This window comes from Streptomyces sp. NPDC001450, assembly GCF_053597295.1.
The window spans coordinates 13154-32543 of sequence record NZ_JBSFHY010000001.1; the positions used below are offsets into that span (position 1 = coordinate 13154).

19 protein-coding genes are annotated in these 19390 nt (G+C 72.4%); 13 read left to right on the forward strand and 6 right to left on the reverse strand.

Going from position 1 to position 19390, the window contains the following annotated elements; translation table 11 throughout:
• Positions 1-16: 16 nt before the first annotated feature.
• From ACWC5O_RS00070 to ACWC5O_RS00100, 7 genes are all read left to right on the forward strand, one after another.
• Positions 17-1099, forward strand: a complete 1083-nt coding sequence (locus ACWC5O_RS00070) for a SchA/CurD-like domain-containing protein (RefSeq protein ID WP_450590829.1) — start codon at positions 17-19, stop codon at positions 1097-1099.
• A gap of 87 nt (positions 1100-1186) precedes the next feature.
• Positions 1187-1624 carry a cupin domain-containing protein gene (locus tag ACWC5O_RS00075; RefSeq protein ID WP_450590918.1) on the forward strand — a complete coding sequence of 146 codons (438 nt, stop codon included), beginning with the start codon at positions 1187-1189 and terminating at the stop codon, positions 1622-1624.
• The gene (locus tag ACWC5O_RS00080; protein ID WP_450590831.1) at positions 1621-2901 is read left to right on the forward strand and encodes a beta-ketoacyl-[acyl-carrier-protein] synthase family protein; all 1281 of its coding nucleotides are present in this window, start codon (positions 1621-1623) and stop codon (positions 2899-2901) included. The genes ACWC5O_RS00075 and ACWC5O_RS00080 overlap by 4 nt, the downstream gene beginning before the upstream one ends.
• Entirely contained in the window at positions 2898-4145 is a 1248-nt protein-coding gene (locus ACWC5O_RS00085; protein ID WP_450590832.1) for a ketosynthase chain-length factor, read from the forward strand. The genes ACWC5O_RS00080 and ACWC5O_RS00085 overlap by 4 nt, the downstream gene beginning before the upstream one ends.
• Before the next feature lie 19 nt (positions 4146-4164).
• The gene (locus ACWC5O_RS00090) at positions 4165-4422 is read left to right on the forward strand and encodes an acyl carrier protein (protein ID WP_450590834.1); all 258 of its coding nucleotides are present in this window, start codon (positions 4165-4167) and stop codon (positions 4420-4422) included.
• 1 nt (position 4423) lies between these two features.
• Positions 4424-4903: an SRPBCC family protein gene (locus ACWC5O_RS00095; RefSeq protein WP_450590835.1), complete on the forward strand. Its 480-nt coding sequence runs from the start codon at positions 4424-4426 to the stop codon at positions 4901-4903.
• 22 nt (positions 4904-4925) lie between these two features.
• Positions 4926-5249: a TcmI family type II polyketide cyclase gene (locus ACWC5O_RS00100; protein WP_450590836.1), complete on the forward strand. Its 324-nt coding sequence runs from the start codon at positions 4926-4928 to the stop codon at positions 5247-5249.
• Between the two features lie 114 nt (positions 5250-5363).
• Here ACWC5O_RS00100 and ACWC5O_RS00105 read toward each other — a convergent pair whose 3' ends face one another.
• Both ACWC5O_RS00105 and ACWC5O_RS00110 read right to left on the reverse strand, forming a co-directional pair.
• Positions 5364-6392 carry a methyltransferase gene (locus ACWC5O_RS00105; protein ID WP_450590838.1) on the reverse strand — a complete coding sequence of 343 codons (1029 nt, stop codon included), beginning with the start codon at positions 6390-6392 and terminating at the stop codon, positions 5364-5366.
• Positions 6393-6449: 57 nt separating this feature from the next.
• Positions 6450-7520 carry a right-handed parallel beta-helix repeat-containing protein gene (locus ACWC5O_RS00110; protein ID WP_450590839.1) on the reverse strand — a complete coding sequence of 357 codons (1071 nt, stop codon included), beginning with the start codon at positions 7518-7520 and terminating at the stop codon, positions 6450-6452.
• Between the two features lie 199 nt (positions 7521-7719).
• On the opposite strand from ACWC5O_RS00110, the gene ACWC5O_RS00115 reads away from it, so the two are divergent.
• Positions 7720-8397, forward strand: coding sequence for a rhomboid-like protein (locus ACWC5O_RS00115; protein ID WP_450590840.1), 678 nt, complete (start codon positions 7720-7722; stop codon positions 8395-8397).
• 17 nt (positions 8398-8414) lie between these two features.
• Here ACWC5O_RS00115 and ACWC5O_RS00120 read toward each other — a convergent pair whose 3' ends face one another.
• Entirely contained in the window at positions 8415-12206 is a 3792-nt protein-coding gene (locus ACWC5O_RS00120; protein ID WP_450590842.1) for a CHAT domain-containing protein, read from the reverse strand.
• A 78-nt stretch (positions 12207-12284) separates the two neighbouring features.
• Here ACWC5O_RS00120 and ACWC5O_RS00125 point away from each other — a divergent pair, with 78 nt between their 5' ends.
• The 4 genes from ACWC5O_RS00125 to ACWC5O_RS00140 are packed head-to-tail and all read left to right on the forward strand — an operon-like array spanning position 12285 to position 14570.
• Complete coding sequence (locus ACWC5O_RS00125) at positions 12285-13691, forward strand: NAD(P)/FAD-dependent oxidoreductase (RefSeq protein ID WP_450590844.1); 1407 nt, start codon at positions 12285-12287, stop codon at positions 13689-13691.
• Positions 13692-13745: 54 nt separating this feature from the next.
• Complete coding sequence (locus ACWC5O_RS00130; protein ID WP_450590846.1) at positions 13746-14024, forward strand: hypothetical protein; 279 nt, start codon at positions 13746-13748, stop codon at positions 14022-14024.
• Positions 13985-14446, forward strand: a complete 462-nt coding sequence (locus tag ACWC5O_RS00135) for a hypothetical protein (RefSeq protein ID WP_450590848.1) — start codon at positions 13985-13987, stop codon at positions 14444-14446. Before ACWC5O_RS00130 ends, ACWC5O_RS00135 begins: the two co-directional genes overlap by 40 nt.
• Positions 14427-14570 (forward strand): hypothetical protein, encoded by a 144-nt coding sequence (locus tag ACWC5O_RS00140; protein WP_450590850.1) that lies wholly within the window; start codon positions 14427-14429, stop codon positions 14568-14570. Before ACWC5O_RS00135 ends, ACWC5O_RS00140 begins: the two co-directional genes overlap by 20 nt.
• 190 nt (positions 14571-14760) lie before the next feature.
• On the opposite strand, the gene ACWC5O_RS00145 is transcribed toward ACWC5O_RS00140, so the two are convergent.
• From ACWC5O_RS00145 to ACWC5O_RS00155, 3 genes are all read right to left on the reverse strand, one after another.
• Positions 14761-16275: an MFS transporter gene (locus ACWC5O_RS00145; protein ID WP_450590852.1), complete on the reverse strand. Its 1515-nt coding sequence runs from the start codon at positions 16273-16275 to the stop codon at positions 14761-14763.
• 65 nt (positions 16276-16340) lie between these two features.
• Positions 16341-17354: a zinc-binding dehydrogenase gene (locus ACWC5O_RS00150; RefSeq protein WP_450590854.1), complete on the reverse strand. Its 1014-nt coding sequence runs from the start codon at positions 17352-17354 to the stop codon at positions 16341-16343.
• A 50-nt stretch (positions 17355-17404) separates the two neighbouring features.
• A complete protein-coding gene (locus ACWC5O_RS00155) occupies positions 17405-18565 on the reverse strand; it encodes an NAD(P)-binding protein (protein ID WP_450590856.1) in 1161 nt (386 codons plus the stop codon).
• A 137-nt stretch (positions 18566-18702) separates the two neighbouring features.
• On the opposite strand from ACWC5O_RS00155, the gene ACWC5O_RS00160 reads away from it, so the two are divergent.
• The gene (locus ACWC5O_RS00160) at positions 18703-19386 is read left to right on the forward strand and encodes a pentapeptide repeat-containing protein (protein WP_450590857.1); all 684 of its coding nucleotides are present in this window, start codon (positions 18703-18705) and stop codon (positions 19384-19386) included.
• The last annotated feature ends 4 nt before the right edge of the window (positions 19387-19390 follow it).

Genomic DNA, 19390 nt, shown 5'->3' on the forward strand with positions numbered 1-19390 from the left:
AGGAGATGTGTGCAGGATGACCACGACGTCTGAACGTCTTTCAGAGAAGCTGACACGCGAGGCCTCGAAGCGTGTCTCCCAGTCCGTGTTCGACGGCTCCCGGCTCCGGGTCGTCCTCCTGGTCGACGTCTACGACGGCGCACAGCAGCAGTTCCTCGAGGCGTACGAGCAGCTGTGCAACCAGGTTGCGTCGGTTCCCGGCCATGTCAGCGACCAACTGTGCCAGTCCATCGAGAATCCCTCCCAATGGCTCATCACAAGTGAGTGGGAGAGTGCCCCGCCGTTCCTCACCTGGGTGAACAGCGAGGAGCACGTGCGGATGGTGCAGCCGCTGCACAGCTGCGTCCGGGACACCCGGTCGCTGCGCTTCCACATCGTGCGTGAGACCGTCGGCGCCGGGCAGGCGCAGTCGGCGGAGCGTCGGCTGCAGGCGCACCCGCGCATCGGCGACGGGGTGATCCGGCACGCGCTGACCTTCACGGTCAAGCCGGGCAGCGAGAAGAAGGTCGCGAAGATCCTCGCCGACTACGCCTCGCCCGAGGCCCGGGTGGACGACACGACGCGGCTGTGCCGGACCTCGCTGTTCATGCACGGCAACCGGGTGGTGCGGGCCATCGAGGTGCGCGGCGACCTGCTCGCGGCGCTCCGGCACGTCGCCCGGCAGCCGGAGGTGCGGGCCGTCGAGGAGGCGATCAACCCGTACCTGGAGCAGGACCGGGACCTGGGCGACCAGGACTCGGCCCGGATGTTCTTCACCCGGGCGGCGCTGCCGGCCGTGCACCACGTGAGCACGGAGGACCAGTCGGAGGGCAGGCGGCAGGCCCTGTACTACCCGGCCCGGCCCGGCCGCGGGATGCGGCTGGCCGAGCTGATCGCCAAGGCCGACTCGGTGGCCGCGGACGACCCGGCGAGCCCGGTGCTGCGCAGCACGGTCTTCCAGCGGGACGACGTGGTGGTGCGCCTGGTCGACGCGCGCGGCGACCAGGAGGCCGAGGTGCTGCCGCGGGAGTCCCGGGTGGCCGCCGAGGTGCGGGAGCTGCTCGACGCCGAGGTCGCTCGTATGGACCTGATCACCGACCGCCGCTCGCCGGGCGCCTGATCCGGCGGCCGGGTCCCCCCACCGCCAAGCGCCGACGCAGCACATCCAACGGAGGCAACGTTGTCCATCAAACCCCGTCCGAAAATCGTGGACCTCAGTGAGGTCGAGCCCAACGTCCGGCGAGGTGGCGACCTGCGCGCCATGCTCACCCCTGCCACGGTCGGCTCCACCAGCGGCTTCATGGGCGTGGCCATCGTGCAGCCCGGTGACCGCATCGGGGAGCACTACCACCCGTACTCCGAGGAGTTCGTCTACGTCGTCTGCGGGCAGCTGGAGGTGGACCTGGACGGTGAGCCGCACGCGCTGCAGCCCGAGCAGGGTCTGATGATCCCGGCCCACATGCGGCACCGTTTCCGCAACGTCGGCAAGGTGGAGGCGCGGATCGTCTTCCACCTCGGTCCGCTGGCCCCCAGGCCGCAGCTGGGTCATGTCGACACCGAGGAGACGGAGGTCATCGGGGCCGCCGCGGTGGTCACCGAGGCGGGTGCCGCGCACGCGGCCGACCGGGGTCGGGTTCGGTCATGACCCGGCGCGTGGCGGTCACTGGCATAGGCATCGTTGCTCCGGGCGGCATCGGCGTACCGGCATTCTGGGATCTGCTTGCCGACGGCCGGACCGCGACGCGGGGCATAACCTTCTTCGACCCCTCGGGGCTCAGGTCGCGGATCGCGGCCGAGTGCGACTTCGACCCGGCGGCGCACGGCCTGGACGCGGACCAGGTCGTCCGGGCGGACCGGTACATCCAGTTCGCCCTGGTCGCCGGGGCGGAGGCGGTCCGGGACTCGGGTCTCGACCTGGCCCGGGAGGATCCCTGGCGGGTCGGGGTGTCGGTGGGCACCGCGGTCGGTGGCACCACCCGCCTGGAGCACGACTACGTCCTGGTCAGCCACCGCGGGCAGCGCTGGGACGTCGACGACCGGGAGGCGGAGCCGCATCTGCACCGGGCGTTCTCGCCGAGCACGGTCGCCTCGGCGGTGGCAGAACGTTTCGGCGCCCAAGGTCCGGTGCAGACCGTCTCCACCGGCTGCACCTCAGGCCTGGACGCGGTCGGGTACGCCTTCCACACCGTCGAGGAGGGCCGGGCCGACATCTGCATAGCGGGCGCGTCGGACTCGCCGATCTCCCCGATCACCATGGCGTGCTTCGACGCGATCAAGGCCACGTCCCCGAACAACGACGACCCGGCGCACGCCTCCCGGCCCTTCGACAACAACCGTGACGGGTTCGTCATGGGCGAGGGCGGTGCGGTGCTCGTCCTGGAGGAGCTGGAACACGCGCGGGCCCGTGGCGCGCACGTGTACTGCGAGCTGGGCGGCTACGCCACCTTCGGCAACGCCTACCACATGACCGGACTGACCAGCGAGGGCCTGGAGATGGCCCGGGCGATCGACACCGCGCTCGACCACGCCCGGCTCGACCCCACGGCGATCGACTACGTCAACGCGCACGGCTCCGGCACCCGGCAGAACGACCGCCACGAGACGGCGGCCGTGAAGCGGGCGCTCGGCCACCACGCCTACGACACCCCCATGAGCTCCATCAAGTCGATGGTGGGGCACTCCCTCGGGGCGATCGGGGCGATCGAGGTGGTCGCGTGTGTGCTGGCGCTGGCCAAGCAGGTCATACCCCCTACCGCGAACTACGAGACCCCCGACCCCGAGTGCGACCTGGACTACGTCCCGCGCGTCGCCCGCGAACGGAAGCTGACCAGCGTCCTGTCCGTGGGCAGCGGGTTCGGAGGCTTCCAGTCCGCGGTGGTCCTGACCCGGACGAGGGACCGGACTAGGGAGAGGACAAGATGAGCGAACCGCATGACCGGCGCGCGGCCGTCACCGGCATCGGGGTGGTCGCGCCCAACGGCACCAGCACCGACACCTTCTGGAAGGCCGCCCAGGGAGGTCTCAGCGTCCTCGACCGGATCACCCGCGAGGGCTGCGAGCACCTTCCGATGAAGGTGGCCGGCGAGGTCCGCGCCTTCGATCCGGCGGTGACGATCGAGGAGCGGTTCCTCGTCCAGACCGACCGGTTCACGCACTTCGCCATGGCCGCGGCCGACTTCGCGCTGGACGACGCCCGGCTTGGGCAGGCCGACACCTCCGAGGAGCCGTACTCCATCGGTGTGGTCACCGCCGCCGGGTCCGGCGGCGGTGAGTTCGGCCAGCGCGAGCTCCAGCAGCTGTGGGGCAAGGGCAGCCGGTTCGTCGGCCCGTACCAGTCCATCGCCTGGTTCTACGCCGCGAGCACGGGCCAGATCTCCATCCGCCGCAAGTTCAAGGGCCCCTGCTCGGTCGTCGCCTCCGACGAGGCCGGCGGTCTGGACGCCCTCGCGCACGCGGCGCGGGCGGTGCGGCGCGGCACCGACGTGATCGTGGCCGGCTCCACCGAGGCGCCGCTGGCGCCGTATTCGATGGTCTGCCAGCTCGGTTACGAGGAGCTGAGCCGTGAGGAGGACCCGGCCCGGGCCTACCGCCCGTTCACGGACGCCGCCTGCGGCTTCGTGCCGGCGGAGGGCGGCGCCATGCTCGTGGTCGAGGCGGAGCGGTCCGCCCGCGAGCGCGGCGCGGACATCCGGGCCTTCGTCGCCGGGCATGCGGCCACCTTCACCGGTGCCTCCCGCTGGGCCGAGTCCCAGGACGGCCTGGCCCACGCCATCCGGCAGGCCCTGGACGAGGCCGGCTGTGCGCCCGAGGAGGTCGACGTCGTCTTCGCCGACGCCCTCGGGGTGCCGGAGGCGGACCGGGCCGAGGCGCTCGCGCTCGCCGACGCCCTCGGCGCGCACGGCGCCCGGGTGCCGGTCACGGCGCCGAAGACCGGCATCGGCCGGGGTTACTGCGCGGCGCCCGTGCTGGACACCGCGGCGGCCGTGCTCGCGATGGAGCACGGACTGATCCCGCCGACGCCGAACGTCTTCGACGTCTGCCACGACCTCGACCTCGTGACCGGCCGTGCCCGCGTGGCCGAGCTGCGGACGGCGCTGGTGCTGAGCCGCGGACTCATGGGGTCGAACTCGGCGCTCGTGCTCCGGCACGGCGCCGTCAACGCCTAGCAGCACAGGAGGTAATCGCATGTCCGCACAGATCACCGTGGAAGAACTGGCCGCGCTGATGAAGCAGGCCGCCGGGGTCACCGTGGCCCCGGAGATGCTGCTGGAGCAGGGCGAGTCCGGCTTCGACGCCCTCGGCGTCGACTCGCTCGGCCTGCTCGGCATCGTCGGCGAGCTGGAGAACCGGCACGGCACCCCGATGCCGCCGGACGCGGAGCGCTGCAAGACGCCCCGGCAGTTCCTCGACCTGGTCAACAGCACTCTGATGGCAGGAGCCTGACATGGCAGGACACACGCAGAACGAGATCACCATCGCCGCGCCGCTGGACCTGGTCTGGGACATGACCAACGACCTGGAGCGCTGGCCCCAGCTGTTCAGCGAGTACGCGTCCGTCGAGGTCCTCTCCCGGGAGGGGAAGAAGACGACGTTCCGGCTGACCATGCACCCGGACGACAACGGCACCGTCTGGAGCTGGGTCTCCGAGCGCGAGCCCGACCGCGACACCCTCACCGTGAAGGCCCGCCGCGTCGAGACCGGCCCCTTCGCCCACATGGACATCCACTGGGCGTACGAGGAGGTCCCGGCCGGCACCCGGATGGTCTGGACGCAGGACTTCGCGATGAAGCCCGACGCCCCGGTCGACGACGAGTGGATGACCGACAACATCAACCGGAACTCCAAGGTCCAGATGGCCCTCATCCGGGACAAGATCGAGAAGGCCGCCGCCGGACACCGGCCCGCACCGGCCCTGGCCGACTGAACCGGAAGGAGGAGCAGACCCCATGCACCAGGCCCTGATCGTCGCCCGGATGGCCCCGGGCTCCGCACCCGACATCGCCAAGGTGTTCGAGGAGTCCGACCGTGGAGAGCTGCCCCACCTCGTCGGTGTGGTGCGGCGCAGCCTCTTCCAGTTCGGCGATGTGTACATGCACCTCATCGAGTCCGAGCGCGAGCCGGGACCGGCCATCGCCAAGGTGACGAACCACCCCGAGTTCCGTGACGTCAGCGAGCGCCTGCAGGCGTACGTCAGCGCGTACGACCCGGAGACCTGGAGGTCCCCCAAGGACGCGATGGCGCAGCGCTTCTACGTCTGGGAGCGCGACTGAGCCGTACGGCCCGTCCGGACGGCCACCGGCCGCCGGGCCCGCAGCGTCGCGGGCCCGGCGGCCGGTGTTCTGTGTCCTTCGTGTCCGCCGCGTTCTCCGTGTCCGGGTGCCCCGTCACCCGGGCACGTGGCAGTCGAACGCGTGCAGATACGGGTTGACCGGCCGGATGTCCTCCACCTTGAGGCCCGCCGAGGTCAGCCTGCTGACCATGGAGTCGGTGGTGTGCTTGGCCCCGCCGACGTTGAGGAGCAGCAGCAGGTCCATGCCGGTGCTGAAGCGCATCGAGGGGGTGTCGTCCACCAGGTTCTCGATGACGACGACCCGGGTGCCGGGGCCGCCCGCCTCGACGACGTTGCGCAGCGTCCGGGCCGTGCTCTCGTCGTCCCACTCCAGGATGTTCTTGATGATGTAGACGTCGGCCTGGACCGGGATCGCCTCCCGGACGTCGCCGGGCACGATCCGCGTGCGGTGTGCGAGATCGCCGCCCTCACGCAGCCGCGGCAGGGCGTTGTCCACCACCCGGGGCAGGTCGAGCAGGCTGCCCCGCATCTCCGGGTACTTGTCCAGCAGACACGCCACCACGTGCCCCTGGCCGCCGCCGACGTCCGCGACGGACCTGCTGCCGGACAGGTCCAGCAGGGCCGCCACCTCGCGTGCCGACTGCTCGCTGGAGCGGGTCATCGCGCGGTTGAAGACGTCCGCGGACTCGGGGGCGTCCTCGTTGAGGTAGGTGAAGAACTCCTTGCCGTAGAGGTCCTCCACGACGTTCCTGCCGGTGCGCACCGCCTCGTCCAGCTTGGGCCAGGCGTCCCAGGTCCACGGTTCGGTGCACCACAGGGCGATGGCGCGCAGGCTGTTCGGGTCGTCCTCGCGCAGCAGCCGGGACGTCTCGGTGTGTGCGAACGTGCCGTCCGGCTGCTCGGCGAAGACGCCGTAGCAGGACAGGGCGCGCAGCAGCCGGCGCAGCGGCTTCGGTTCGGTCTTCACCGCGGCGGCGAGGTCCTCGACGGCCATCGGCGCGCTGTCGAGGGCGTCGGCGACGCCCAGCCGGGCGGCCGCCCGGACAGCGGCGGCACAGGCCGCGCCGAACACGAGTTCGCGCAGCCGCATGGGTGGCGGTGGGGCTGTTTCAGCGGATGTCATGTGCCGCCCTCTCTTTCTTCGGCCTTCGTCGGTCCAGCAGGGGCAGTGCGCGTGCGGTCAGCACAGGCCCGCGGGCTTGGAGGCCCGGCAGGAGTTGTGCTGGAAGGCGTTGCCCTTGCCGGTGTCGGTGTTGACCAGGTCCGCCGGGGAGTTGTTCGCGAGCATGTTGTCGCTGACCCGGTTCTTGTCGCCGGTGGCGCCCACGAAGCTCTTGAACAGCACGATGCCGCCCGACAGCGGGGACTTGCCCGAGTGGTCGGTGACCAGGTTCCCGGTGACCGAGACCTGCTCGGTACCGGTCAGGACGATGCCGGAACCCTGGAGGGCGGGCAGCCGCTCGGTCTTCGGGCAGGACTTGTTGTTCCTGACGACGTGGTTGGAGGCCACTTCCAGGGCGCCGGCCTTGGGCTTGTTCTCGTCGCCGACGACGAACACCCCGACGCAGTTGCCGGTGACGTAGTTCTCCGCGACGGTGAGGTTGCGCAGCCTGCGGGCGGTGACGCCGATCCGGTTGCCCACCAGGCGGTTGCGCGCGACCAGCGTCTGACCGGCGTCGTAGGCGCCCGCCTCCTCCGTGATGGTGTTGGCGAGGAACAGGCCCGCGTCGCCGTTGTCGTGCGCGTAGTTGTACAGGAGCTGCCCGTGCACGGACCGCTCCTGGGCGATGCCCCACACGCCGTTCTTGTAGGCGTACACCCGGCGGACGGTCATGGTGTCCGTCGCCATGCCGAACACGCCGGTCCGGCTGAAGCCGGTCACGGCCAGGTCCTCGACGGTGACGCCCTCGACGTTCTTGGTCTTGGTGCCCACCACGCAGATGCCGTTGCCGTTCCCGGCGCAGCTGTTGGCGGCCTTCGTCGAGGTCTTCTTGTTGACGGGCTTGATCACCGTCCCGGGGCCCACACCCCGCAGGGTCAGCCGGGGCGTCATGATCTTGACGCTCTCGTGGTAGGTGCCGCCGAGCACGAGCACGGTGTCTCCGGCCCGCGCGGCGTCCACCGCCTTCTGGATGGACTCGCCCGGGTGGACCAGCAGGGTCTTGTGGGCGGCCGCGGCGGGAGCCGCGCCCAGTCCCGCGCCGACGAGGGCCACTGTGCAGGCGAGATATGCGATGTGACATCTCTTCATATCGCGTACGGTATGACCGTTTAATCCCGTGGTGGCCGGATAGGCCATCCGGCGGCGTGTCAGCAGCCGCGCAGCTCCCGCCCGGTCTCCGGCTGTACGTCTTCCAGCGGCCTGCCGTCTCGTCGAGCCGCCCCAGGCCGGGCGGAGACCTGCCTCATGGTGAATCACATCCTCAGCTCGCCCGGCCATACTGACGTGCGTGAACCGGGTCATCCGATTTCGGCGTGGGCTCCGGGCGGTCGCGGCCTACGTCCGCAGCGCCCCGGGCACCTATGTCTGGCTGCTGATCCTGTTCGTCACCACCGTCGCCCTGCACCACATGTCGCCGGACTTCGAGGAGGACTTCCTGCGGCAGCGGTCGACCAACATCCACGAACTGTCGCAGAACCCGGTACGGGTGCTGATCACCAGCGCGATGTGGATCGACGGCGGGCGCTGGCTGCCGTACGCCGTCCTGTACACCGTCTTCCACGCCCAGGCCGAACGCTGGCTCGGCACCCTGCGCTGGCTCGCGGTGTGCGTGGCCGCCCACGTGTTCGCCACCCTGATCAGCGAGCTGGCCCTGCTGAAGGCGATCCACGACGGCATGGCCCCGCACTCCGCGGTCAACACCCTGGACATCGGCGTGAGTTACGCCCTGGCGGGGGTGATGGCGGTGCTCACCTACCGGATCGCGGCGCCCTGGCGGTACCTGTACCTGGTGGTCCTGCTCGCGATCTACACGGTCCCGCTCGCCACCAGCCGCACCTTCACCGACTTCGGGCACTTCCTGTCCGTACTGATCGGGCTGGCGTGCTATCCGCTGGTCAGAGGCCGCGGAAGAGCATGGAACCCGAAGGAGACCCTGGCCGCCCTGCGGGGCATCGCCACCGGTTGACGCGAGGCGAGCCGCCCTCACCCCGTCGCCGCGGACGCCGGGTTGCCCTGGTGGGTGAAGGCGGCCCAGTGCTGCAGGCGGTGGAGGTCGGGGCGGGTGGCCTCGCGGCGGAGGAGGCCGTCGAGGGATCGCGGAACCTTGCGGTGCGGGTTGAGCATCCACAACTGGGCCGCGCGCAGCGCGTCGGGCGGGGCCAGCCCGGCGGCGGTGAGGTGGTGGTGGAAGACGGCCATCATCACGGCGGTGGCACTGTCGTGCACGGCCCAGCGGGACCCCACCACGTCAGCGGCGCCGCCCGTGACCAGCGCGGTGGCGAGGGTCAGTGCCTCGTCGTGGTGGCGCGTGCTCAGGTCGGTCTCGCAGGCGCTGAGCACGACCAGCGGGCCCGCGGTGTCCGGCCGGCGGCCGTACGCGCCGTCGAGGATGCCGGCCACGGTGAGCCGGCCGGCGTCCTCGCCCGCGCCGGGCGGGCCGGCCAGCCACAGCGCGGAGTCGGTCGGGCGCGGCGCGGCGACGGCGTGGCAGGACAGGTGGACCACGGACGCCGGTGACGCGCCGCCGGGCAGCACGGCGAGCAGCTCATCCGGCGTGCCCGCGGCGTCCGGCACCTCGTCCGTGGTGACGAACTCGCCGTACCGGAGCGCCTCGGGGTAGCAGCCGGCCCGCAGCGCCGCCGTCTCCACCTCGGCCCATGGGAGGGTCAGCTCCGGGTCGGCGACGAGCACCTGCCGCCCGGCGGTGGGAGGCATGCGCCGACGGGCGCCCGCGGCGAGGAAATGGGTGCCGGACGGGGCGTAGCTGAACACGGCCTCCTGGCAGGCGTACCGGTGACCGTGCTCGCCGAGACCCCGGATGCGCGCGGCGTGCCACGGCACTACACCGAGCTGGCCGCAGGGCACCAGCACGATCCTCGGTAGCCGGGCGTACGGCCCCAGGGCCGCCGACAGCGGGCGTACGGCCGCGAGCACCGGGCCCATGACCGCCTTCCAGGCCCAGTCGCACAGGTCGCCCAGCGCTGCCTGCCAATGTCCCTCCCAGGCGGCTCGCCACGAAGAGTGCAGGTCCGGGTCGGCGAGCGCCCGGGAGCGTCCCGCCGCGGCGTCGAGGTAGCGCTCCAGCGGCGGGCTGCCCGGGGCCTTCAACTCCGGCAGGGGAAGGATGAAGGGGCCTGCGCCCGGGCGCAGGATCAGCGCGTGGCCGAGCCATGGGCCGTTGGGCACGGGGGCACCGGGCACCAGATAGACCAGGGCGTCCGTGCCCGTGGCGGCGAGACCGTCCGTCAACTGGGCCACGTCCGCGGCGCCCACCAACTGCCGGGTGCCCGACCCTTCCCCGGCACCGGGGCGGACGCCCAGCACGGACAATGCCCTGCGCCGCAGCGCGCTCGGGATCGGCGGGCCGTCGGCCGACGAGGGCGGTGCGGCGCCGGCCCGGGACCGCAGCGGGTCCGTGGGGACCTGGGCGCGCCACTGCCGGGCCAGGGCGGGCCGGCCGGCGTCGTCCAGTAGGTCGGGGATGCTTCGGGCGGCAAAGGCGGCCTGCAGCACCAGGGCTCGCCCCATCTCCAGATCGGCCACCGCGTCGGCCGGCCGGCTGAGACGGAAGTCGACGAACGCCAGCCTCCGCGTCAGCAGGGCACCGTTGAGGGCCGCCGACAGACCGTGGTCGGCGCCGAGTTGGAGCAGGACCTCGGCGGCCAGTTCGGCCAGCGCCTCACGGGTGATCCGCACGAACGCCAGCAGGTCCTCGGCGGCCTGCGGGCCGCGCCGGGCGGAGCGCATGACGTGGGCCTCGGCGAGAATCTTCAGGACGTCCACGCGCCGGGTCGCGCCACGCCCTTCGGCGAGCAGTTGGCGGACGCGGGTCAGCTGGGTGATGGCCTCGTCCAGCAGCGCCGGGTCCTTCTCACCACGCACAACGGCGCCCTGCAGCCGCAGACCGAGTTGGGCGCGCAGGTCGTACTCCTGCCCGTGATAGGCCTCCGGCCGGTCGAGCGCCCGGCGGATCTCGGCGACGTCGCGTTCCAAGGCCGCTCGCTCGTCGGCAGGGTCTGCCGCCTCGGCCGCTCCGGGCGCCTCGCGTTCAGTGGCCGACCGCGTGTCCGCACGCAGTTTGTCGAGCCATCCCAACCGCTCGGCCACCTTGCCGCGCCACTCGCTGTCCGCCGGCAGGGCGGCGTGCCGGCCACGGAGTTCCTCGCTCAGGCGCGGCAGCGCCTCGTGGTCTGCGGTGCGCTCCGCGTGCCGCAGCTCGCCGTCGGCGAGAAAGAGCACGAAGTCGAGGGCCAACGGTGCGTCGGGCGGCAGGGAGCCCTCGCGTTCCAGGCTGGCGCCCAGCCCGCGCATGGCGGCCAGGGAGACGTCGGCGTCGTGGAGGCTGTTGCCGCGCGAGGCGGCGGATTCCACGACCTCGGCCAGCTCCACCCGCAGGGCCGTGGCCCACCACGAGTCCGCGGGGCTCGCGTCGAGCGCCTCCTTGAGCAGGGTGGCGGCGTCCTCCAGGTAGCCGGGATCGCCGGTTCGGTAGGCGAGCAACCGGTCGTACATGGCTGCGGAGCGCCGCTCGCGAATGCCGAGGTGGGAGACGAAGTCCCGCAGATGGCGGCCGAGATACTCGAACAGGCCGGGCTCCACGGGGAGGCCGATCGGCCACTCGGCGAGGCGATCGTCGCTGCCGTCGTCCGGTTCCGGCTCGGGCCGCTCCACCGTGCCGAAGTCGACCGAACCGGGCTCCATGGTCTCCACCAGGACGAGCAGGTAGGCGTGGAGCCTGGCGACCCGGGCCCGCTCGGGTGCGTCCGGTGGTAACGCGCGCAGCGCCCGCAGCACCAGGTCGGCGGCGCGGCGGATGCCGTCGGTGCCGGCCGCGCTGCCGGCGCCGGCCTGGCGCAGCAGCGCCGCGGCTTCCGGGTCCACCAGGTCTGCGCCGCCGCCCTTTCGACTGCCGCCTTTGGAGCTCAACTCGGCGTTCAGCCAGACCAGCACGCGGGTGAACTGCGGCGTGCTGCGTGCGCCGGCCAGGGCCACCAGGCCGCGGACGGCGTCGAGCAGCGCGTCCTCGGGCGCGATGGCCTCATCGGGGTCATCGGTGTCCCGGGCGCTGTCGGGTGCGGCGGCCGCACCCGGGGCGGCTGCTTCGCCGGCCGCCACCCCCGCCACCGCCGTCTCCTCCACCGCCGTCTCCGCCGTCGTGCCGGGGGAAGCCCAGCCGGGGGTGAGTATCAGCTCGAGGTCCCTCCTGATCTCCGCGGTCCGCTTGTGGAACTCCGGGTCGGGCGGGGCCGCGGCGAGGCGGTCGACCACCTCCAGGGCCTCCGTGATGTCCCGGCGCAACGACTCGGTCAGCACCCGATCGTCGGCGGCGGAGAGCAGCGCTTCCTGAAGTGCGGTGCGGGTGCCGTCGGCGCGGGGCAGCATCCAGGGCACGAGCAGGAAGAGCAGCATCATGCGGGCCTGCACCACGAGCAGGTTGTCCAGCGGCCCCGTGTCCGCCCACCGCAGGCGCCGTAGCGCCTCCGTCCGCTCGCTGGAGCCGGACGACGCGCTTTCGCCCCTGCTCAGGCTGCGCGCGCCGAGCACGAAGCCCAGGTGCATGACGACGACGGGGAGGAAATCCCGCTCGTTCCGCTCGGCCAGCGCGGCCTCCGCGTCGGCCAGCCGCTCGACCACCGGCCCGAACGCCTCGGCGGGCTGCTGCCGGCTCCCCGGGAGGTCCAGCAGCCGCCGGGCCTCCCGGACGGCGTCCTGCGCCTTCTTCCGCAGCTCCGCCAAGCCGGCGCCGTCGTCGTCCTGTCGAACCTCGCTGCCCATCGGCTCCCCCGCCGTGCGCGTGCCTCGCCCCGTAGGACCCACTTCCACTCAGTCTCCAGGAACGGTTAACGTCCGCACATGAGCAGCACGGCAAGAAGTGTCGTCAACGGCGGCATCTCCTTCTGGTACGCGGACGACGGTCTCCCGGCGGTGCGGGAGCCGCTGTCCGGGGACGCGTCCGCCGACGTCGTCATCGTCGGCGGCGGCTACACGGGACTGTGGACCGCGTACTACCTGAAGCAGGCCGCACCCTTCCTGCGCATCACCGTCCTGGAGCAGAAGTTCTGCGGCTACGGCGCCTCCGGCCGCAACGGCGGCTGGCTGTACAACGGCATCGCGGGCCGTGACCGGTACGCGAAGCTGCACGGCCACGAGGCCGCCGTACGGCTGCAGAAGGCGATGAACGACACCGTGGCCGAGGTCGTCGCGGTCGCCGAGGCCGAGGGCATCGACGCCGACGTGCACCGCGGCGGCGTGCTGGAAGTGGCCACCACACCCGCCCAGTTGGCCCGGCTGAAGGCGTTCCACGAGCACGAGCTGTCGTACGGCGAGAAGGACCGCGAGCTGTACGGCGCCCGGCAGACCGCCGAGCGGATCAGGGTGGCCGGCGCGGTCGGCTCGACCTGGACCCCGCACGGCGCCCGGCTGCACCCGGTGAAGCTGGTGAAGGGCCTCGCGGCGGCCGTGGAGGCGCTCGGCGTCACCATCCACGAGTCGACCCCGGTCACCGAGATCCGCCCCAAGCACGCCGTGACCCCCTACGGCACGGTCCGCGCCCCCTACATCCTGCGCTGCACGGAGGGCTTCACCGCCTCCCTGAAGGGCCAGCGGCGCACCTGGCTGCCGATGAACTCCTCGATGATCGCCACCGAGCCGCTCACCGACGAGCAGTGGGCGGCCGTCGGCTGGGACGGCCGGGAGACGCTGGGCGACATGGCGCACGCCTACATGTACGCGCAGCGCACGGCCGACGGGCGGATCGCGCTCGGCGGGCGCGGGGTGCCGTACCGCTTCGGCTCGCGCACCGACAACGACGGCCGCACCCAGCCGGAGACGATCGAGGCCCTGCGGGAGATCCTGACCCGCTTCTTCCCCGCCCTCACGGGCGTGCGCGTCGCGTACGCGTGGTCCGGAGTCCTCGGCGTCCCGCGCGACTGGTGCGCCACGGTCACCCTCGACCGGGCCACCGGCCTCGGCTGGGCGGGCGGCTACGTCGGCTCGGGCGTGGCCACCACCAACCTCGCCGCCCGCACCCTGCGCGACCTCGTCCAGCAGGACTCCGGCCAGGCCGGCCGCACCGAGCTGACCGACCTGCCCTGGGTGAACCACAAGGTCCGCAAGTGGGAGCCGGAACCCTTCCGCTGGCTCGGCGTCCAGGGCATGTACGCCACCTACCGCGCCGCCGACCGGCGTGAACTCCTCCACCCGGGCACGGAGTCCTCCCGCCTGGCACAGATCGCGGACCGGGTGGCGGGGCGCCGCTGAGGCATCAAGGGTCCCCGGGCCCCTGGAGACTCGCTGAGGCCGTGTCGCACCTGCGTGCGGCCGTCGCCTCAACTACCGACCATCCAGGGGGAATTTCTTGTCCGGCAGGGCGACGCCGCCGCCAAGGCGAGCGTCCCGGCCGACGGCGCCGCCTGCTTCACCTTCACCGCCGACGCGCCGGGCCTGCACCTGGTGTCCCTGAAGGACGACAGCCGTGTCCTGTACGCGCAGGTCACCGCCGCCGACGGCAACCAACTCGACTGCTACGACACCGAGTACCGGGTCGAGGGCTGGTGCGACCTGCCCTCGGCGGGCACCTCACCACCCGGCTGAGCCGGACGGGCCGGACCATCAGCGCGAAGGCGGACTCGGTCGCCGCCGACAACCGCTCGGTGACGGCCACGCTCGACCTGACCGGCGCGGCCCCGGGCAGTTGGAACGTCAGCGTGTTCACAGGGTGCTGTGAGTACCAGCGCGGCTCGTTCACCGTGACCGAGCAGCCCCGGCTGCAGAACACGGCCCCGCCCGAGGTCACCGGTACCGCCAGGACCGGCGCCAAGGTCACCCCTCGACCCGGCGCCTGGTCTCAGGCCCCGTCGTCGTACGGCTACCAGTGGAAGGCCGACGGCAAGGACATCTCCGGGGCGACCGCGCCGTCGTACACGATCCGGGCGTCCCTGGTCGGCGAGAAGCTCACCGTGAGCGTCACCGCCGCCAGGAGCGGCCTCGCCCGCGGTGACCGTCGCCAAGGGTGACGCGCCGAAGGCGACCAAGCCGCCGGTGATCAGCGGCACGGCGAAGGTCGGCAGGACGCTGAAGACGACGAACGGCACCTGGAGCCCGGCGGCCAGGGGGCGACCGGGTCCTCGCTGGTGCTGAAGGCGGCCCAGAAGGGCTAGAAGATCACCGTGAAGGTGATCGCCCACCGCACCGGACACCAGGACGGCTCCGCGACGAGCGCGCCGACCAAGGCGGTCACCGGCTGACCCGCCGGACGGACCACGGGGGAGGGGGAGGGTGGCCGCCGGCCACCCTCCCCCTCGACGTTCGCGGCGCGATGCGCGGCGGCTCAGACCGCCGACTCCGCCACCCGCGCCCCGGCCCGTGCGCCGTGGCCGGGTGCCTTGGCCGTGACCATCAGGCCCGCGACCAGTCCGGCGAGGAGCATGACGCCGGCGGCCCACCAGATGGCGACCGTGTAGCCGTGCACCACGCCCTCCGGGACCACGGTGGCCTTGTCGGCCGGGTTGTGCAGGTGAGCGGCGATGTAGGCGGTGCTGCTGGTGGTGGCGATGGTGTTGAGCAGGGCCGTACCGATCGAGCCGCCCACCTGCTGGGAGGTGTTGACGGTGGCCGAGGTGACGCCGGAGTCGTGCGCGGGGACGCCGGCGGTCGCGGTGGCGAACACCGGCATGAAGGTCAGGCCCATGCCGAGGCCCATCAGGAGCAGGGCGGGCAGGATCTCGGTGGTGTAGGAGGAGCCGACGGTCATCCGGGTCAGCAGAAGCAGGCCGGAGGTGGCGAGGAGCATGCCGGGCACCATGAGCACGCGCGGAGCCACCCGGTGCAGCAGGCGGGCCGATATCTGGGTCGAACCAGTGACGATCGCCACCGTCAGCGGAAGGAAGGCCAGGCCCGCCTTGACCGGCGAGTAGCCGAGGATGACCTGGAGGTAGTAGGTCATGAACAGGAACAGCCCGAACATGCCGATCACCGCGAGCATCATGGTCAGGAAGCAGCCCGCGCGGTTGCGGTCCTTGACGATGTGCAGCGGGAGCAGCGGGCTCGGGGCGCGGGTCTGCCACCAGACGAAGGTGGCGAGCAGGACGACACCGCCCGCGAAGAGGCCGAGCACCAGCGGGTCGGTCCAGCCGCGCGGCTCGGCCTCGCTGAAGCCGTAGACGATCGCGACGAGTCCGCCGCAGCCGAGCAGGACGCCGGGTACGTCGAGGCGGGCGTCGGTACGGCCGGGGCGGTCGTGCAGCAGGGCGAAGGCGCCGAGGACCGCGGCGATCGCGATGGGCACGTTGACGTACAGGCACCAGCGCCAGTTCAGGTACTCGGTGAGCAGACCGCCGACGATGAACCCGATCGCCGAGCCGCTGCCGGCCAGGGCGCCGTAGATGCCGAAGGCCTTGCTGCGTTCGCGCGGGTCGGTGAAGGTCGTGGTCAGCAGGCTCAGCGCGGAGGGCGCGAGGACGGCGGCGAAGACGCCCTGCAGGGCGCGGGCGCCGAAGAGCATGCCGGGGCCGGTGGCCGCGCCGCCGAGCGCGGAGGCGGCCGCGAAGCCGACGAGCCCGATGACGAAGGTCCGTTTACGGCCGACGAGGTCGGCGATCCGGCCGCCGAGCAGCAGGAGTCCGCCGAAGGCGAGGGTGTAGGCGGTGATGACCCACTGCCGGTTGCCGTCGGACATGCCCAGGTCGCGCTGCGCCGAGGGCAGTGCGATGTTCACGATCGTCGCGTCCAGCACCACCATCAGCTGGGCGAGAGCGATGACGACCAGCCCCCACCACCGGCGGGGATCGGCTGCTTCGGTTCCGGCTGTCGCCGACGGGGCTTCACCCTTTCGGCCGCTGCTCATCTGGCCAGAAGACCATGAATCAGGGCGTATCGCATCTGCGTGCGGGGTCTTGTCGTGCTTGTGCCTCATGGCTCCAGCACCACCTTTCCGATCGTGCCGCGGTTCTCCAGCGCCCGGTGCGCGGCGGCCGCCTCGGAGAGTGGGAAACGGGTGACGGCCGGGCGCAGGCGGCCCTGGCCGGCCTCGGTGAGGGCGCGCAGTTCGAGGGCGCGCAGGCCGCCGGCCTTCTGCAGCATCGCCGGGCCCAGGACCGACTCGGAGAGCCCGTCGACGAAGTGGCCCCGGGCGCCCGCCCCGATGCCCTCCGCCGACCAGCCGAAGACGAGATGCCGGCCACCGGGCCCGAGCAGCGCCACCGCCTCCCGGGCGACCGCGCCGCCGACGCCGTCGTAGACGATCGTGGCGGGCCCCTCCATCCGCGCGGCGCGCCCCTTCGGCTCGCCCGCGTGCCCACCGAGGTGCGCGCGGACCTTGGCCGGCCAGGCGGAGTCGTTGTAGTCGACGGCGAGATCGGCGCCATTGGCTTGCACGCGGGCGGTCTTCTCCGCCCCGCCCGCGAGGCCGATCACTGTCGCTCCGGCGTTCTTGGCGTACTGCACGAGCAGGGTGCCGATGCCGCCGGCGGCCGCCGGTACGACGACCACGTCGCCCGGCCCCGGCTCGGCGAACTGCGCGATCCCCAGCGCCGTACGCCCTGTCCCGATCATGGCGACGGCCTCGGCGAAGCCCAGTCCTTCCGGGATCTCGTGCAGGTGTTCGGCGCCGGTGACGGAGAGTTCGGCGTACCCTCCGGGCGCGAAGCCCAGGTGGGCGACCACCCGCCGGCCGAGCCACGCCTCCTCCACACCGTCGCCGACGGCGTCCACGATCCCCGCGACCTCACGGCCGGGGACGGTCGGCAGCGTGGGCGGTTCGGGCAGCGGGCCCTGCTGCCCCTCGCGCAGGGCCGTGTCGAGGAGGTGCACCCCGGCCGCCGCCACGGCGATCCGCACCTCGCCCGGCCCCGGGACCGGGTCCGCGGCCTCCTCGTAGGTCAGGTTCTCGGCCGGCCCGAAGGCGTACAGGCGCACGGCGTGCATGGGACCCCCCCGGTGATCGTGTCTCCGTCTCCGGAGGCCACTCTTCAACCTCAAGCATGCTTGAGGTCAAGGACGGTCCGGCCGAGGATCAGCGACACCGCCGTGACCGCGCTGTTGAAGGAAACCTCCGACAGCACGCCCGGCGCCGCCACCTGGTCGCCGGCCAGGTAGACGCCGTCGCCGCGGTCGACGGAGGGCCGGTCCCGCCAGCTGGTCCCCGGCAGGTCCACGGCCCCCGTACGACCGTCCGCCACGGACTCCCGCCGCCAGGTGACCCGCTCCCGCCACCCCTCGAAGGCCAGGTCGAGCAGCTCCTCGGCCCGGGTGAGACCGTCCGCGCGCACCTCGCCGGGCCCGATCGGGATCTGCCCCTGGATCAGCTGCTCGCCGGCCGGGGCGAGGGTCCGGTCCTGTGCCGTGAACCGCTCGATCCAGCCGGGTGCGTCCAGGTCGGAGACGGCGAAGGCGTCCCCGCGCCGGGTGCGCAGGGCGAGGTCGAGCAGGACGGTACGGCCGCCGGTCCAGGTCAGCGAGTCGTCGCCGAGCAGCCGCCGGGCGGCGGGCAGGGAGGTGGCGACGACCACGGGCGTGTCGGTCGGCAGGGTGTCGACGCGGGACAGCGTCTCGATCCGCACGCCGAGTTTCCAGGCCCGCGCGGCCATCCGGTCGATGAGGCTAGCCCAGCCGCCGCGTGGATACTGCGCCTCCGGTGGCAGCTTGGTGGCCCGGCGCAGCCGCTCCTGCACGAAGGCGGCGGACAGGGCGCCCGGGTCGTGGTGGAAGAGGGCGACGGCGGAGTAGTTCGCCGCCGCCCGGGCGCCCTCCTCGCCGGCGATACCGGTCGCCCAGCTGAGGAAGTCGGTGTCGACGGGAGCCTGGCGGATGCTGGGGCGCAGCAGCTTGAGCAGGGCGAAGGGCGGGGTGCGGCGCAGGGCGCCGTGGTGACGCAGCCGCAGCCGGGCCGCCTCCAGGGGCGGGAGCGGGGCGAGCGGCCCGATCAGGTCCCGTTGCCTGAGCCACGTCCAGTGCGGGCCGCCGTTGTAGAGGGCGTGCGGACCCTCGTTCGTCCGGTACGGCGCCTCGGCGGTGCGGGCCCGGCCGCCCAGGGTGTGGTGGGCCTCGTACACGGTGACCTCGGCGCCTGCCTCGGCGGCGGTGATGGCGGCGGTGAGCCCGGCGAAGCCGCCGCCGACGACGGTGATGCGATGCATGGGGTGCGCTCTCCCTCGGGTCGATTCACCTTCCGTACATACGACTGAACAGGGCCCCGAAATGTGACATCGGCCCGGCGTGGATCCGATGTCCGCAGCTCAGGCGCATTGTCAGTGGCCGGGTGCAGCATGGGGCCATGGCGAGGAGAGCGACGGGCACGCACAAGGCGGGGATCAAGGGCGCACGGCGGCCGGAGCTGCGGCTGCCGCCCCTGGAGGCCTGGACGGACGGCGAGTTGGCGCCGGACGGCGACTACGACGGGCTGGAGTTCCGGGAGGCGGACCTGGCCCGGCAGGACGGCGCGGGCGCCCGCTTCATGGACTGCGCGCTGACGGGCTGCGCGGTGGACGAGACGGCACTGGGCCGGGCCCGCTTCCTGGACTCGGTCCTCACCGGCCTGCGGGGCGTCGGCACCCACCTCGCCGAGTCCACGCTCCGCGACGTCGAACTGATCGACCCCCGCCTCGGCGGCACCCAGCTCCACGGCGCCGTCCTGGAGCGGGTCGTGATCCGCGGCGGCAAGATCGACTACCTGAACCTGCGCGAGGCCCGCCTCAAGGACGTGGTCTTCGACTCCTGCGTCCTGGTCGAACCGGACTTCGCGGGCGCCCACCTGGAGCGGGTCGAGTTCCTCGACTGCGCCCTGAAGGAGGCCGACTTCAGCGGCGCGACCCTGAAGGACGTGGACCTGCGCGGGGCTGCTCCGCTGGAGATCGTCCGGGGTCTGGACCGGCTGTCGGGCGCGGTGATCAGCACCGGGCAGCTGCTCGACCTGGCGCCGGTACTGGCGGGGGAGCTGGGGATCCGGGTGGAGGGCTGAGCGC

Coding starts and splice junctions, on each gene's coding strand:
- ACWC5O_RS00070 (WP_450590829.1), top strand. CDS start 17: ATGACCACGACGTCTGAACGTCTTTCAGAGAAGCTGACACGCGAGGCC.
- ACWC5O_RS00080 (WP_450590831.1), top strand. CDS start 1,621: ATGACCCGGCGCGTGGCGGTCACTGGCATAGGCATCGTTGCTCCGGGC.
- ACWC5O_RS00085 (WP_450590832.1), top strand. CDS start 2,898: ATGAGCGAACCGCATGACCGGCGCGCGGCCGTCACCGGCATCGGGGTG.
- ACWC5O_RS00090 (WP_450590834.1), top strand. CDS start 4,165: ATGTCCGCACAGATCACCGTGGAAGAACTGGCCGCGCTGATGAAGCAG.
- ACWC5O_RS00095 (WP_450590835.1), top strand. CDS start 4,424: ATGGCAGGACACACGCAGAACGAGATCACCATCGCCGCGCCGCTGGAC.
- ACWC5O_RS00100 (WP_450590836.1), top strand. CDS start 4,926: ATGCACCAGGCCCTGATCGTCGCCCGGATGGCCCCGGGCTCCGCACCC.
- ACWC5O_RS00105 (WP_450590838.1), bottom strand. CDS start 6,392: ATGACATCCGCTGAAACAGCCCCACCGCCACCCATGCGGCTGCGCGAA.
- ACWC5O_RS00110 (WP_450590839.1), bottom strand. CDS start 7,520: ATGAAGAGATGTCACATCGCATATCTCGCCTGCACAGTGGCCCTCGTC.
- ACWC5O_RS00120 (WP_450590842.1), bottom strand. CDS start 12,206: ATGGGCAGCGAGGTTCGACAGGACGACGACGGCGCCGGCTTGGCGGAG.
- ACWC5O_RS00125 (WP_450590844.1), top strand. CDS start 12,285: ATGAGCAGCACGGCAAGAAGTGTCGTCAACGGCGGCATCTCCTTCTGG.
- ACWC5O_RS00145 (WP_450590852.1), bottom strand. CDS start 16,275: ATGAGCAGCGGCCGAAAGGGTGAAGCCCCGTCGGCGACAGCCGGAACC.
- ACWC5O_RS00150 (WP_450590854.1), bottom strand. CDS start 17,354: ATGCACGCCGTGCGCCTGTACGCCTTCGGGCCGGCCGAGAACCTGACC.
- ACWC5O_RS00155 (WP_450590856.1), bottom strand. CDS start 18,565: ATGCATCGCATCACCGTCGTCGGCGGCGGCTTCGCCGGGCTCACCGCC.
- ACWC5O_RS00160 (WP_450590857.1), top strand. CDS start 18,703: ATGGCGAGGAGAGCGACGGGCACGCACAAGGCGGGGATCAAGGGCGCA.